This is a genomic window from Kitasatospora sp. NPDC058406 (assembly GCF_042722765.1).
Lineage (GTDB): Bacteria > Actinomycetota > Actinomycetes > Streptomycetales > Streptomycetaceae > Kitasatospora.
Genome location: NZ_JBHXKE010000011.1, coordinates 55,996 through 70,092 on the forward strand (window position 1 = coordinate 55,996; position 14,097 = coordinate 70,092).

A 14,097-nucleotide genomic window follows, 5' to 3' on the forward strand; every position below is an offset into this window, starting at 1 on the left:
ATGTCCGTGTACGGGCATATGCTCAAGGTGCGAAGCCGTTCCCCCATTTCGGCTCCGGCCCTCCCTCGACCCAGGAGCAGCATGTCGACCGCCGCCCGCCAGGCCTTCTTCGACCGGACGCACACCGATGACCTGATCGCCTTTCTCGGAACCTCGCCGTCGCCCTACCACGCGGTCGCGAGCGCTGCCGAGCGACTGGAGAAAGCGGGTTTCCGGCAGGTCCTGGAAACGGACGCCTGGGACGCGACGACCGGGGGCCGGTACGTGGTCCGGGGCGGCGCGCTGATCGCCTGGTACGTCCCGCACGGCGCGGGCCCGGAGACACCGTTCCGGATCGTGGGCACCCACACCGACTCGCCGAACCTGAGGGTCAAGCCGATCCCCGACACGGGTTCGGCGGGCTGGCGCCAGGTCGCGGTGGAGATCTACGGCGGAGTGCCGCTCAACACCTGGCTCGACCGGGACCTCGGCCTCTCCGGCCGGCTCACCCTGCGTGACGGCAGCAAGCGGCTGGTCCAGCTGGACGAGCCGCTGCTGCGCGTGCCGCAGCTGGCGATCCACCTGGACCGGCAGGTCAACGAGGGCATGAAGCTGGACAAGCAGCGTCACCTCACCCCGATCTGGGGCCTCGGGCCGGTCGACGAGGGCTCGCTGATCGAGTACGTCGCCCGGCGGGCCGGGGTCGAGGCGGCCGACGTGGTCGGCTGGGACCTCATGACGCACGACGTCCAGCCCGCCTCCTACCTGGGCCGGGACCGCGAGCTGCTGGCCGGTCCGCGGCTGGACAACCTCCTCTCGGTGCACGCCGCCGCCGTGGCACTGGCCGCCGTCGCCACCGCGGCCGAGACGGACGGCGTCGAGCTGCCCTACATCCCGGTGCTGGCCGCGTTCGACCACGAGGAGACCGGCAGCGAGTCGGACACCGGCGCGCAGAGCCCGCTGCTCGGCAACGTGCTGGAGCGCACCGTGTACGCGCGCGGCGGCGGCGTGGAGGACCGTGCCCGGGCGCTGGCCGGCACCGTCTGCCTCTCCTCCGACATGGGGCACGCCGTCCACCCGAACTACAGCGAGCGGCACGAGCCGGGTCACCACCCGATGCCGAACGCCGGGCCGATCCTCAAGGTCAACGTCAACAACCGGTACGCGACGGACGGCGTCGGCCGGGCCGTCTTCGCGGCGGCCTGCGAGAAGGCCGGCGTGCCGTGGCAGACCTTCGTCTCCAACAACGCCATGCCCTGCGGTACGACGATCGGCCCGATCACAGCAGCCCGGCTCGGCATCCAGACCGTGGACTGCGGCATCGCCGCGCTCTCCATGCACTCGGCACGCGAACTGTGCGGGGCGGACGACCCGTACCTGCTGGCCGGCGCGATCAAGGCCTTCCTGGAGGGCTGACGCGCCACAGCACGACGGCACAGCGCGACGGCGCCGCACGACGGCGCCGCACACGGAAGGGGCCCGGCGGATTCGCCGGGCCCCTTCCGCAGGTCGGGCCCCTCGGGCCCCGGTCGGGCCGGTGCCTACTCCAGGCCCGCCAGCACCAGCGGCAGCCGGCGCGCGCCGTCGGCGCCGAGCGTCACCGGCACCCCCCAGTCCTGCTGGTGGACGTGGCAGGCCGGGTACTCGACCGCGGGGTCGTCGTCGCAGGACGCCGCCATCGCCGAGACGTGCAGCACGCCCTCGGTCACCCGGTCGGAGAGGACCAGCTCGCGGGAGAGCGCGGTGTCCGCGCCCGCGCCGGAGACCAGCAGCTCGGGCGGGGTCGCGCTGACCAGCAGCCGGGTGGAGGGGCCGTACCGCTCGTCCAGCTTCTGGCCGGTGGGCGCCGAGAAGACCACGTCCAGCCGGAACGCGCCCGGTGCGACCTCGGTGGCGGCCCGCCGGGTGCGGTGCGCGACCGCGTCCACCTGGACGGCCTCCTCGGGCAGCCGCAGCCTGGTCAGCCGGTGCCGGGCCGACTCGATCACCACGATGTCGCCGTCGACCAGGACGGCGCCGGACGGCTCGCGCAGGTCGGTGGCGAGCGTGGTGACCTCGCCGCTCGCCGGGTCGAAGCGGCGCAGCGCGTGGTTGTAGGTGTCGCTGACGGCCACCGAGCCGTCCGGCAGCACGGTGACGCCCAGCGGGTGCTGGAGCAGTGCCTGCCCGGCCGCGCCGTCCCGGTGCCCGAAGTCGAACAGGCCGGTGCCGACGGCGGATTGCACGGTCTTGGTTTCACGTGAAACCCAGCGCAGCGCCGAGGTTTCCGAATCGGCGACCCAGAGCCGCTCGCCGTCCGCCGAGACGGCCAGCCCGGACGGCTGGGCGAACCAGGCCTCGGCGGCCGGTCCGTCGACCAGGCCCTCGTTGGTGGTGCCCGCCGCGACGCCCACCGTGGCGGTGGCCGGGTCGTACGACCAGAGCTGGTGGACGCCGGCCATGGCGATCCACACCCGGCCGTCGAACCAAGCGACGTCCCACGGCGAGGAGAGGTCCACCTCACGGGCCGGACCGTCGGTCGCGGACCCCTGCCACCACTGCTTCCCGGTGCCCGCCAGGGTGGTCACCCCGCCGTCCGAGAGCCGGACGCCGCGCAGCGCGTGGTTGACGGTGTCGGCCACGATCACGTCGTACGCGGAGCCGGCCGGCAGCAGCGCCAGTCCCTGCGGCTCGCTGAACCGGGGTGCGGTGCCGTCCACCAGCCCGCGCACGCCGTCGCCGATCCGGCGGACCACGGTCTCGCCGTCCGCCTCCAGCTCGACCAGCGAGTGGTGGCCGGAGTCCGCCACCAGGAAGTGGCCGTTCGGGAGCAGGACCGCCTTGCCGGGGAACCGGAGGTCCCCGGCGGTCGGCTCGGGCGCCACGTACGGGCCGTCGCCGCGCCGCAGCGTCCCCTTCGCCGCATGCTCCGCCTCCAGCTCCTCGACCAGCCGCGCGATGGCGTGCGCGTGCCCCTCGCCGGCGTGCTGGGCGACGACGTACCCCTCGGGGTCGATGACCACCAGCGTGGGCCAGGCACGCACCGCGTACTGCTTCCAGGTGACGAGCGCCGGGTCGTCCAGCACCGGGTGGTGCACCTCGTACCGGGCGACGGCGTCGACCACGGCCCGGTGGTCGGCCTCGTGCACGAACTTGGGGGAGTGCACGCCGACGATCACCACGGTGTCGCGGTGCTTCTCCTCCAGCTCGCGCAGCTCGTCCAGGACGTGCAGACAGTTGACGCAGCAGAAAGTCCAGAAATCCAGGATGGTGATCTTGCCCCGGAAATCGGCGAGGGTGAGTTCCTTGCCGCCGGTGTTGAGCCATCCACCGGCGCCGACCAGTTCGGGGGCGCGGACACGTGCACGAGAAGCCATGCCCCAATCAAACATCACGGGCGGTGTCCGCATTCCGGAGCAGGGTTCATGCCGTGGAGCGGGGCCTGCGCTGATGCTTGGCGGCCTTGTAGGCATCGACGGACTTGCGTGACGAACGCCAGACTCCGTCGGTGCCCTGTGCGGCGTTCAGGCGGCCGCGCTGAGCCGCCTGCCGGAGCGCGGCGAGGGACAGCTCTTCGTCGACGAGCGCGGCGAGCGGGACCATCCTGGCCGGGCCGGCCACGTTGGGGACGATGAAGCGGTTGAGATTGTCTTCCATCGCTCTGGCGATCAGCTCGCCGAGGGTGCCGCAGTCTCCTGCGTCCGCCCTGCGCAGCGCGGTCAGGTACGCGTCCCGCTGCCGCTTGAAGATGATGATCGGCGGGTACCCGAGGCGGACGAGGACGAGGTTCATGACCAGTCGCCCGGTGCGGCCGTTGCCGTCGAGGAACGGATGGATCCGTTCGAACCGGTTGTGGATGCGGGCCAGTTCCTCGGGGAGCGGGCGGTCGGTGTCCGAACCCTTCTCGACCATCTGGCCGAGAGCGCAGACCTCGGCGACCCACTGCTCGACCTGCGCGGGCACCAGCGGCCAGCGAGGCGGCGTCATCCCCTCGGCGAAGGGGGCGATGTCGTGTTCGCGGAAGTTGCCGGGTCCTTCGCGGTCGCCCGCCTCCGGATGGGATGCGACGTTCCAGACCGGGGTCATCGCGGCGTGGTGGATATGGCGAATCTCGCCGAGGGTCACGAGACGGCCATCGTGCCAGGCGTCGGGTTCGAGTGCCTGGCCGTAGACCCAGCGGGCGGCGTCGGCGTATCCCTGGACCTCGTTGTACTCGCTGAGCGGCTTTGCTCCGACGGCTCGCCCTCGGTCCAGGAGCGCTTGCACTTCACGCAGGACCAGCGTGTTGCCTTCGAGCGCGGTGGAGTGGTGTGCTTCCTGGTGCCAGATGTCGTCCCAGATCTCCCGCGCTTCTCTGGGGTTGGGGAGTCCGCCGAAGCGCTCGTTCAGCTAGGTCAGCGCGCCGGCGAGTCGGTTGTAGACGGTACTGCGGCTGGGCCTGCCTCGTCCGGCCAAGGTCGCTCTCCCCAGAGTTGATACATGCCATGAGTGGCTAATTGAACTAATCAACTTTAGGAGCCGCCGAAGGCTTGACCCGTTCATGTAGGCCCTGTGGCGGAGAGATCCCGGCGGAGGCGGAAATCCAGGGCTGTGGTCCTGCTCCGGAAGGCGGCGAGGGCGTCCGCGCCGACTCTGCCGTGCCGTCCGCTCCACGGACGGGGTGGGCGGGGGTGGAGCGGACGGGGGTGGGCGGGGGCTACCGGGGGCCGCCGGCGAGGGCCGGGTCGGTCCGGGGCTCGGCCTTCGGCGCGGTGCCGGTACCGGTACCCGCCTCCACGGCCGGGTCGGCCGGGCCCTTGCGGGCGGCGCGGGCGTCGAACCACTTGATCAGGCGGCGGCCGACCTCGATCATCGGCGTCTCCACGCGGCGGTGCAGCGCGTCGGCGGCGAACAGGGCGACCAGGCAGGCGGCCGTCGCGAACAGCGGGGACTGCCCGGAGATCCACGGCGCCAGGGTGACGGCGACGGGCACGGCCGTGGCCTGGAGCAGGTACAGCCCGTAGGAGCGTTCGCCGACGAAGACGAGCGGGCGCAGCGAGAGCACCCAGCGGCCCGGGCCGGGAGCCATCAGGGTGGGCAGCAGGAGCGCGACGCCGACGCCGTACAGGAACACGGTGGGCCGTTCGTCACCGAAGTGGGCCGTGATGTCGGGGATGTGCTGGTGCAGGACGACGAATCCGGCCCCGGCGACCACGCCCACCACCGGGTGGGTGAGCGGACTCAGCAGGGCGAAGCCCAGGCGGTGGTGCAGCACGACGGCGAGCAGGGCGCCGGTGAGCAGCACCGAGTAGTGGATGCCCATCCCCTCCCAGGTCGTGTTGTACGGGATCAGGACGAGCACGATGGCGGCCACGGCGAGGGGCGTGCGGAGCTTCTCGGAGATCAGGCCGACCAGGATCAGCGCGAGCGGCCAGACCAGGTAGAACTTCTGCTCGATGCCGATGGTCCAGGTGTGCAGGTACGGGGTGTCGCCGGCCAGCTGGTACTCGTTCATGAAGCCGAGGAAGTGCGGCAGGTGGTTCATCAGGACGTTCCAGCTGTACCCGGACCGGTAGACCGCGAGCATGGTGATCAGCAGCCCGACGTAGTACAGCGGCACGATCCGGAATATTCGCCGGATGTAGAAGTTCCGCAGCGAGATCCGCCCGGTCCGGTCCTTCTCACGCAGCATCAGGGTCGTGATGAGGAAGCCGGAGAGGACGAAGAAGGTGTGGACGCCGATCCAGCCGGAGAGGAACTTCGACTGCGGGCCGCCGTAGTGGAAGAAGACCACGATCACGGCGGCGATCGCGCGCAGGCCGTCCAGTGCGTCGAACCTCCTCATGGCGAGGAACTCGGCGTGGGTCAGTCTGCGCATGGCGGGTCTCCGGGACGGTACGGGCAGGGTCGGTGCGGGGAGGGCGGTACGAGGGGCGTACGGGGTGGTGCGGGGCGCGTCGGGGCAGGTGCCGTCGGCGCGGCACCCGGGAGGGCCCGCTCGATCGGGGCACCCGACATCATGACCGACCGTGCCCGTTCTTGACCATCCTGTGCCGGGCGTGAAGGTTCCGTGTACCGAGGGCCGCCGACGGGCCCGTCCTAGACGATGACGTGCGGGAGGAAGCGGGCGCCCTGGTGGGTGATCGGGCTGTCGTCCGTCTCGCGGATCCCTAGGCCCGCCGACTCGCCGTCCACCACCCAGGTGCCGAGCACCGGGCGGTTGCCGTCGAAGTCGGGCAGCGGGTGCAACTGCTGGTAGCAGTGGCCCTCGGCGCCGTAGCGGTCCGGGTCGCCGGCCCACTCGGCGAGGCGGGTCTCGCGGCCGCCCGGTTCGACGATCCGCACGCCGGCGCCCTCGCGGCCGAGCAGCGGCTTGGCCGCGTAACCGGGCCCGTCCGGGTCGGCGAGTTCGCGCGGGCCGTCCAGGTAGGCGGGCAGCAGGTTGGGGTGGCCCGGGAACAGCTCCCAGAGCACGGCCAGCAGCGCCTTGTTGGAGAGCAGCATCTTCCAGGCCGGCTCGATCCACAGCGTGGAGCCGGTGGAACCGCCGTGGTCGATGACGTCCAGCAGCTGGGGGCCGAACTCGTCGGAGGCCAGCCACTCCCACGGGTAGAGCTTGAACGCGGCGCGGACGAAGCGGTGTTCGAGATCGACGAAGCGGCCCGAGAGAGGATCCCAGCCGATGTCCTCCATGGCGATGCCGACGGTCTCGATGCCGGCCTGCTCGGCGCACTCCTGGAGGTAGAGGGTCGTCATCCAGTCCTCGCCCTCGGTGTCGCCGCGCGAGTGCGCGAAGTGCACCGGGCCGGGTGGCAGCAGGTGCTTCTGCCGGGTCCAGGAGGCCACCAGCCGCTCGTGCAGCGAGTTCCACTGGTCGGCGCCCGGGAACCGCTCCTCCATCCAGAACCACTGCGGGCCGGCCGCCTCGATCAGCGAGGTCGGGGTGTCGGCGTTGTACTCGAAGAGCTTCGCCGGCCCGGTGCCGTCGTACGCGAGGTCGAACCGCCCGTAGAGGGCGGGCTGTTCGTCGCGCCGGCGCCAGGACTCGGCGACCGCGGCGGCGAGCCGGGGGTCGGTGATGCCGTAGTCGGCGAACCGGCCGGTGCGGACCACGTGGTCGGCGGCGGCCAGGCACAGTTCGTGCAGCTCCTCGACGACCTCCTCCAGCGCCTCCACCTCGGGCAGCGAGAACTCGTAGTACGCGGACTCGTCCCAGTAGGCGTGCGGGCCGCCCTGGTTGCAGGGGTCGGAGCACATGGCGTAGATCAGGCCCTGGCTCTCCACGGTGGCCAGCCAGTCCGGGCGCGGGGTGACGGTGCGGCGGCGCACGGCGGATCAGCCCCCGCCCGAACCGCTGGAGCCCGACGGGCAGCCGAAGCCGCCGCGCTTGGTGGCGGCCTTGTCGAACGTGCCGCCGAGGGCGGTCGCGGAGCCGGAGCCGCAGTAGTACCAGCGGCCCGCGGTGGCGGTGCCGCTGCCGGTGCAGGCGTGCCGGTCCAGCACCTTGAGGGTGCCGGGGTCGACGCAGCGGCTCGGCGGGTTGCTGCCGGAGGAGGACGAGCAGCCGGACAGGGCCAGAGCGAGCGTGCCGACCATGCCGAGGGTGACGAAGCCCGAGCGGCGGCGCCCGGCCGGCGCCACGGCGGAGGGCGTGGTGGCCGGCTCCGCGACGGCGGGGGGCGGGGCGGCGTCCGGGGTCCCGGCGTCCGGAATCCGGGCGGGTGCGTCCGGTCTCGGAGCGGGGGCGGCGGGCAGGGACTGCGTCATGGCGCCCGATGGTACGCGCGGTGCCGGATGTTACGGGAGGGGGGCCCGTTCCCCGGCCGCGGCCGGGTCCGATGGGATATCTTTTGCCGATCCTTGACCGTGGGACCGCGCCGGACGGCGGTCGGCCCAGCGACACACGTGCAACCGGGGGACGGACATCCATGAACGACATCCTGAACGGTCTCGGCGCGGCTGCCGCATTCGGCGGGGTCGGCGTGGTGCTGCTGCTCCTCGGCATCCTCCTGGTGGACCTCCTGACGCCGGGCAAGCTCGGCCGGCAGATCTGGGTGGAGCGCAACCGCAACGCCGCCGTGCTGCTCAGCTCGGCGCTGCTCGGCATCGGCGGCATCGTCTTCACCGCGATCCTCTACACGTACGAGGACTTCGGGAAGGGCCTGGCCTCGACGATCAGCTTCGGCGTGCTGGGCCTGGTGCTGATGGCCGTCGCGTTCTGGGTGGTGGACGTGCTGACGCCGGGCAAGCTCGGCGCGATCCTGGTCGACCCGGAGCCGCACCCGGCGGTCTGGGTGACCGCCAGCTGCAACCTCGCGGTGGCGGCGATCGTGTCGGCCTCGATCGCCTGACGTCCGCCTGCCTGCTTGCCCGTCCGTGCGCCGGTCCTGACGGCCGCCCCTCCGATGTGACCGCCCGTTCGTCCCGAGTGGGCGGGCGGCGCGGGCGGCGCGGGCACGCCCGGGCTCCCGGGCGCGTGCCCTCAGGCCGGCAGCGGGCCCGGCACGGCGTGCGGGTCGGCGCCCAGGACGTGCTCGCGCCCCCAGGCACCGAGCGGGGCCAGCGCCTCGTTGAGCCGTTCCCCGACCGCCGTCAGCGAGTACTCGACCCGCGGCGGCACCTCGTCGTACGACTCGCGGTGCACGACACCGTCCGTCTCCAGCTCGCGCAGGTGGGCGGCGAGCACCTTCTCGGTGATCCCCGGTACCCGGCGGCGCAGCTCGCCGAACCGGCAGTCCGGCCGCTCGGCCAGCGCCCAGAGGATCAGGACCTTCCACTTGCCGCCGATCACGTCCATCGCGGCGTCGATCCCGCACACGTACGCGCCGGGCCTCGGTACGGTCGCCATGCCCCCACCTCTCCGACCTGTTCGCTCACCCCAGGGTAACCACCCACTTCGAAGTGCGTACTTGAGCGTTCCGGCGCCCGGGGGCGAGCCTGACCGGCATGACAGAGAACGCAGCCGACACCGTTTCGACGACCCCCGTCACCCTGCTCGGCCTCGGCGCGATGGGCACCGCGCTGGCCGACGCCTGGCTCGCCGCCGGGTACCCGCTGACGGTCTGGAACCGCACCGCCGCCCGCGCCGAACCGCTCGCCGCCCGGGGCGCAGCGGTGGTCTCCACCGCTGCCGCGGCGGTCGCCGCCAACCGGCTGGTGGTGGTCTGCCTGCTCGACGACGCCTCGGTCGAGGAGGCGCTCGCCGACGCCGACCTGACGGGCAAGGACGTCGTCAACCTGGTCACCGGCACGCCCGGTGAGGCCCGGGCCCGGGCCGCCTGGGCCGCCGGCCGCGGCGCCCGGTACCTGGACGGCGGGATCATGGCCGTCCCGCCGATGATCGGCGTCCCCGCGGCCGGGCCGTACGTCTTCTACAGCGGCTCGCGCGCGCTGTTCGAGGACCACCGGGAGGTCCTGGCCGCCCCGGCGGGCACCGACTACGTCGGCGAGGACGCCGGGCTCGCCGCGCTGCACGACGTGGCGCTGCTGAGCGCGATGTACGGCATGTTCGCCGGCGTCGCGCACGCCTTCGCGCTGGTCCGGGCCGAGTCCGTCGCCCCGGGCGGGTTCGCGCCGCTGCTCACGTCGTGGCTCACCGCCATGACGGGTTCGGTGGCGGCGACCGCCGCGCAGCTGGAGGCCGGCGACTACACCCGGGGCGTCGTCTCGAACCTCGCCATGCAGGTGGCCGGGGTGCCGACCTTCCTGCGCACCGCCGAGGAGCAGGGCGTCAGCCCGGAGCTGCTGACGCCCTACTTCGCCCTGATGCAGCGGCGACTGGCCGAGGACGGCCGGAACGGCGGCGAGGACCTCACCGGCGTGATCGACCTGCTGCGGCGGTAGTGGCGGGCCCGGCCGGCGCGGCGGGCGCGCTGGGCGTGGCGGGCGTGGCGCCGGGTCAGCCCGCCGCCGGGCGGTCGGTGGCCGGACGGCGGCGGAGGGCCGGGTCGGTGAGGGCGGGCGGCCGCCAGACGCCGTCCGGGTGGTAGAGGTCGGTGCCGGGCGGGACGACGGCGTCGATCCGGTCGAGGGCGGCGTCGTCCAGCACGAGGTCGGCGCCCTTGAGGGCCGACTCCAGCTGGCCGAGGGTGCGCGGGCCGATGATCACCGAGGTGACCGCCGGGTGCGCGAGCGGGAAGGCGATGGCCAGCTCCGGCAGGGTGCGGCCGAGGCCCTCCGCGACGGCGGTCAGCTCCTCGACGGCGTCCAGCTTGGCCGCGTTGACCGGGAGCGACGGGTCGAACCGGGCCGGGGTGAGGGCGGCGCGGCCGGTGCTCAGGTCGATCGGCCGGCCCTTGCGGTAGCGGCCGGTGAGGAAGCCCGACGCGAGCGGGGACCAGGTCAGCGCGCCCATGCCGAGCCGTCGCACGGTCGGCAGGACGTGCCGCTCGACGCCCCGGGCGAGCAGCGAGTACGGCGGCTGCTCGGTCCGGAAGCGGGGCAGGCCGCGCCGCTCGGACACGTGGTGGGCCTCGACGATCTCCTCGGCGGGGAAGGTCGAGCAGCCGAAGGCGCGGATCTTGCCGGCCCGGACCAGGTCGCCGAGGGCGGAGAGGGTCTCCTCGACGTCGGTGCGGTGGTCGGGCCGGTGCACCTGGTAGAGGTCGATCCGGTCGGTGCGCAGCCGGCGCAGGCTCTCCTCGACCTCCCGGACGATCCACCGCCGGGAGTTGCCGCCCCGGTTGCGGCCCTCGCCCATCGGGAAGTGCACCTTGGTGGCGAGGACGACGTCGTCGCGGTCGCCCCGGGCCTGCAGGGCCTTGCCCACGATCTCCTCGGACTCGCCGCCGGAGTACATGTCGGCGGTGTCGACGAAGTTGATGCCCGCGTCGAGGGCGGTGTGGATGATCCGGGCGCAGTCGTCGTGGTCGGGGTTGCCGACCGCGCCGAACATCATGGTGCCGAGGCAGTAGGTGCTCACCTCGATGCCGGTGCCGCCGAGGATGCGGTAGCGCATGGTTCTCGTCCCCCTGGTGACGGGTGGTGGTGCGTGCTTCGGGAACGGCGGTGCTTCGGGAACGGCGGTGTGTCGGGAACGGCGGTGCCGCCCGTTCCGCCCGGCGCCCTCGGTGTCGACGCTACGGGCTGGAGCGCGCTCCAGGGCAAGGGACGGGCGCGCGTCGGGGACGGCGCGGCCAGGGCGGAGCGTGGCGGCGCCGCCGATGGCGGGCTCCCCCGGTGGCGGGCTCCCCCGGTGGGGGGAGCGGGTTCGTCCGGGCGGGGGAGGTCCGGGCCGGGGGGCGGGTGCGAGCGTGAGGGCATGGCGACGACGAGCGGGTGGACGACGCGGCGGGGGCCGGCGAGGTGGGTCACCGACGGGCGGGCCGCGGCCGGGTGGGGCGTCGCGTACACGGCGTTCGGTGTCGGCTGCGCGGTGAGCGGGACGGCGCTGTTCGGTGCCGGCTGGGTGGGGTGGGCGGTGGCGGCGGTCGGCCTGGCCGCGGCGGTGACCGGCGCGGCGGTGGCCGTGTCCGGGCCGCGTCCGGTGCTGCGGACGGCCCTCTGGGTACTCTGCGCATCGGCGGGGGCGGGGGCGTTCAGCCTGCTGATGGACGTGGTCACGCTGCTCTTCGGCCAGGGTGTGGACAGCGTGCCGGGTGCGGCGCAGCACGTGCTCGCGGCGCTCGGGGCGGTGCTGCTCGCGGGGACGGCGCGGGCCGGGGCGGCGGCTCCGTCGTCGCGGGGCGTCCCGTCGGGGCCTGCCGCGGTTGGGCAGGCAGCGCCCCCGGTGGTCCAACTGGCGGCCTGGGCCGGGACCGTGGCATTCCTCCCGTACGTCGTGATGAAGCTGACCTGGGCGTTCGGCGGTACCTTCGCCGGGGTGAGCGGCGCCGCGATGCGGGCCGCGTCCGAACGCAACGGTGCCTCCGGGCTCTGGCTCGCCCTGGAGTCCTGGGGCCTGGACCCGACCGCGCTGCTGGCGGCGCTCGGGGTGTTCCTGCTGTGGGGCCTGGTCCGGCCCCGGGGGCAGGTCTTCCCGCGCTGGACCCTGCTGCTGAGCGGCCGTCGTGTGCCCCGTCCCCTGCCGCTCCTCCCCGCCCTGCTGGGAGCCGGGACGCTCGCGCCGTACGGCGTGGTCGGCGTGGGGTACGCCGCACTCGCCACGGCGGGCGTGGTCGAGGTCCGGGCCGGGGACTTCCCGACGGCGGGTGACGCCCTGCTGGTCTGCTGGATCGGCCTCGGCGCCTTCGCGGTCTACGGGGCGGCGCTGGCGGTGGCCGCCCGCGACTACTGGCGGCGCACGCGCTGAGCGCCCCGGCGCCTGTTGCGGAAACGGCAACGAAAGTTGCCCGGCGGGCACCGTTCACCGCAGCCTGGCGGTGGAGGTGATCGCCGTGAGCGACCAGCAGATCAGTCCGGGGGCGGAGAGCCGCCGGGACCGGACCGACCGTGCCGACGGGACCGACGGGACCGACCGTACGGACGGCTTCGAGGGATTCGAGGGATTCGAGGGATTCGAGGGCTTCGAGGGAGTCGACGCCGTCGGTGCCGAGGGCCGTGACCCGGGGGACTACGACGTGGTGGTGGTCGGCGCGGGCGCGGCCGGCCTGAACGCCGCGCTGGTGCTGACCCGGGCGCGCCGCCGGGTCGCCGTGGTGGACACCGGCCGACCGCGCAACGCGCCCGCCGCCCACATGCGGGGCTTCCTCTCCCGGGACGGGATGTCCCCGGCCGCGCTGCTGGCGGTCGGCCGCGAGGAGGTCGAGGGGTACGGGGGCGACCTCCTCGATGCCCGGGTGGACCGCGTCGAGCCGGTCCCGGGCGTCCACCACGGCGCCGGCGCCCCGCCCGCGGGCTTCCTCGTCCACCTGGCCGGCGGCCGGGTGCTGCGGGCCCGCCGGGTGGTCGTCGCCACCGGCCTGCGCGACGGACTGCCGGATCTGCCCGGCCTGGCCGAGCGGTGGGGCCGCGACGTGCTGCACTGCCCGTACTGCCACGGCTACGAGGTCCGTGACCGGCCGCTCGGCGTCCTGGGCACCCACCCGGGCTCGGTGCACCAGGCGCTGCTCGTCCGGCAGTGGTCGGCCGACGTGGTGTTCTTCCCGCAGGCCGTGGAGCTCTCCGACGCCGACCGGGCCCGGCTCGACGCCCGGGGCGTGCGCGTCGTCGAGGGTCCGGTCGCGCGGGTGGTCGTCGAGGACGACCGGCTGCGCGGCGTCGAACTCGCCGACGGCCGGGCGGTGCCCCGCGAGGCGGTCTTCCTCTTCCCGCAGATGGTGCCCCGGGACGCGCTGCTGTCGGACCTCGGCTGCGAGCGGGACGCCCAGGGCTGGGTGACCACCGACGCCGCGGGCCGCACCGGCGTGCCGGGCGTCTGGGCGGTGGGCAACGTCGCCGACCCGCGGGCCCAGGTGGTGACCGCCGCCGGGGCGGGGGCGGCAGCCGCGTTCGCGATCAACCACGACCTGGTGGACGAGGACGTCGAGCGGGCACTCGCCGCCGTCCCGGTCCCGACCACCGCCATCGCCGCTGTACCGCAGTGAAGCCGACCACCGACGGAACGGAGTACGCCATGCCGCACGACCACTCCCACCAGGACCCCGGGCACCGGGAAGGGAACGGCCGGGTCCACGGTCCCGCCGACACCCCCACTCCCACTCCCACCCACGGCCACGGCCACGGCCACGGCCACCACCAGGGCCCCGGAACGGACTTCGACTGGGACGCCCTCGCCGCCCACCTGGAGCGCGAGGCCGAACTCCGGGCCCCCGCCGTCACCGAGGCCGCGCACTGGCTCCGCGGGCTGCTGGACGGTGTCGCGGTCGACCGGGTGCTCGACGTCGGCAGCGGCCCCGGGGTGATCGCCGGCCTGCTCGCAGACGCCTTCCCGTCCGCCGAGGTGGTCGCCGTCGACCAGTCCGCCGCCCTGCTGGACCGCGCCCGGGCCCGCTCGGACGGTCGGATCACCACCCAACAGGCCGACCTGCCCGACGACTTCACCGCCCTGGACGCCGCCGACCTGATCTGGTCCGCCAACGCGATCCACCACCTGGGCGACCAGCAGGCCGCGTTGACCGCCCTGGCCGGGGCACTGCGCCCGGGCGGTCTGCTGGCCGTGGTCGAACGCGGTCTGCCCGCGCGCTTCCTCCCCCGCGACCTCGGGCTCGGCCGCCCGGGCCTCCAGGCCCGGCTGGACGCCGCCCACGAGGACACCTTCAG

Annotated in this window: 13 protein-coding genes; 6 read left to right on the forward strand and 7 right to left on the reverse strand. The window is 73.8% G+C overall.

The features are described 5' to 3' along the window. The first annotated feature begins 81 nt into the window (after positions 1-81). Complete coding sequence (locus ACFWOG_RS04175; RefSeq protein WP_329884665.1) at positions 82-1,395, forward strand: M18 family aminopeptidase; 1,314 nt, start codon at positions 82-84, stop codon at positions 1,393-1,395. Positions 1,396-1,520: 125 nt separating this feature from the next. On the opposite strand, the gene ACFWOG_RS04180 is transcribed toward ACFWOG_RS04175, so the two are convergent. The 5 genes from ACFWOG_RS04180 to ACFWOG_RS04200 form a co-directional block, all read right to left on the reverse strand. Next, positions 1,521-3,335: an NHL domain-containing thioredoxin family protein gene (locus ACFWOG_RS04180; RefSeq protein WP_329949735.1), complete on the reverse strand. Its 1,815-nt coding sequence runs from the start codon at positions 3,333-3,335 to the stop codon at positions 1,521-1,523. Positions 3,336-3,381: 46 nt separating this feature from the next. Continuing rightward, positions 3,382-4,224 carry a Fic family protein gene (locus ACFWOG_RS04185; protein WP_380354558.1) on the reverse strand — a complete coding sequence of 281 codons (843 nt, stop codon included), beginning with the start codon at positions 4,222-4,224 and terminating at the stop codon, positions 3,382-3,384. Positions 4,225-4,654: 430 nt separating this feature from the next. Further along, positions 4,655-5,815: an acyltransferase gene (locus tag ACFWOG_RS04190; protein WP_329884649.1), complete on the reverse strand. Its 1,161-nt coding sequence runs from the start codon at positions 5,813-5,815 to the stop codon at positions 4,655-4,657. A gap of 221 nt (positions 5,816-6,036) precedes the next feature. Then, positions 6,037-7,266 (reverse strand): glutathionylspermidine synthase family protein, encoded by a 1,230-nt coding sequence (locus ACFWOG_RS04195; protein ID WP_329884647.1) that lies wholly within the window; start codon positions 7,264-7,266, stop codon positions 6,037-6,039. Positions 7,267-7,272: 6 nt separating this feature from the next. Next, complete coding sequence (locus ACFWOG_RS04200; RefSeq protein WP_380354563.1) at positions 7,273-7,704, reverse strand: hypothetical protein; 432 nt, start codon at positions 7,702-7,704, stop codon at positions 7,273-7,275. 161 nt (positions 7,705-7,865) lie between these two features. Between ACFWOG_RS04200 and ACFWOG_RS04205 the strand changes: the two genes are divergently transcribed. Then, positions 7,866-8,288 (forward strand): DUF350 domain-containing protein, encoded by a 423-nt coding sequence (locus ACFWOG_RS04205; protein WP_329884643.1) that lies wholly within the window; start codon positions 7,866-7,868, stop codon positions 8,286-8,288. Between the two features lie 131 nt (positions 8,289-8,419). Here the strand turns inward: ACFWOG_RS04205 and ACFWOG_RS04210 are convergent, their stop codons facing one another. Then, on the reverse strand, positions 8,420-8,785 hold the full coding sequence (locus ACFWOG_RS04210) for a helix-turn-helix domain-containing protein (RefSeq protein ID WP_329949739.1): 366 nt from the start codon (positions 8,783-8,785) through the stop codon (positions 8,420-8,422). A gap of 98 nt (positions 8,786-8,883) precedes the next feature. On the opposite strand from ACFWOG_RS04210, the gene ACFWOG_RS04215 reads away from it, so the two are divergent. Further along, positions 8,884-9,780: an NAD(P)-dependent oxidoreductase gene (locus ACFWOG_RS04215; protein WP_380354567.1), complete on the forward strand. Its 897-nt coding sequence runs from the start codon at positions 8,884-8,886 to the stop codon at positions 9,778-9,780. Between the two features lie 55 nt (positions 9,781-9,835). Here the strand turns inward: ACFWOG_RS04215 and ACFWOG_RS04220 are convergent, their stop codons facing one another. Continuing rightward, complete coding sequence (locus tag ACFWOG_RS04220) at positions 9,836-10,894, reverse strand: aldo/keto reductase (protein ID WP_380354570.1); 1,059 nt, start codon at positions 10,892-10,894, stop codon at positions 9,836-9,838. A 303-nt stretch (positions 10,895-11,197) separates the two neighbouring features. Between ACFWOG_RS04220 and ACFWOG_RS04225 the strand changes: the two genes are divergently transcribed. The 3 genes from ACFWOG_RS04225 to ACFWOG_RS04235 form a co-directional block, all read left to right on the forward strand. Further along, positions 11,198-12,187: a hypothetical protein gene (locus ACFWOG_RS04225; protein WP_380354573.1), complete on the forward strand. Its 990-nt coding sequence runs from the start codon at positions 11,198-11,200 to the stop codon at positions 12,185-12,187. Between the two features lie 268 nt (positions 12,188-12,455). Beyond that, on the forward strand, positions 12,456-13,421 hold the full coding sequence (locus ACFWOG_RS04230; RefSeq protein ID WP_380354583.1) for an NAD(P)/FAD-dependent oxidoreductase: 966 nt from the start codon (positions 12,456-12,458) through the stop codon (positions 13,419-13,421). A 29-nt stretch (positions 13,422-13,450) separates the two neighbouring features. After that, a partial coding sequence (locus tag ACFWOG_RS04235; protein ID WP_380354576.1) for a class I SAM-dependent methyltransferase occupies positions 13,451-14,097 on the forward strand: 647 nt, incomplete at its 3' end.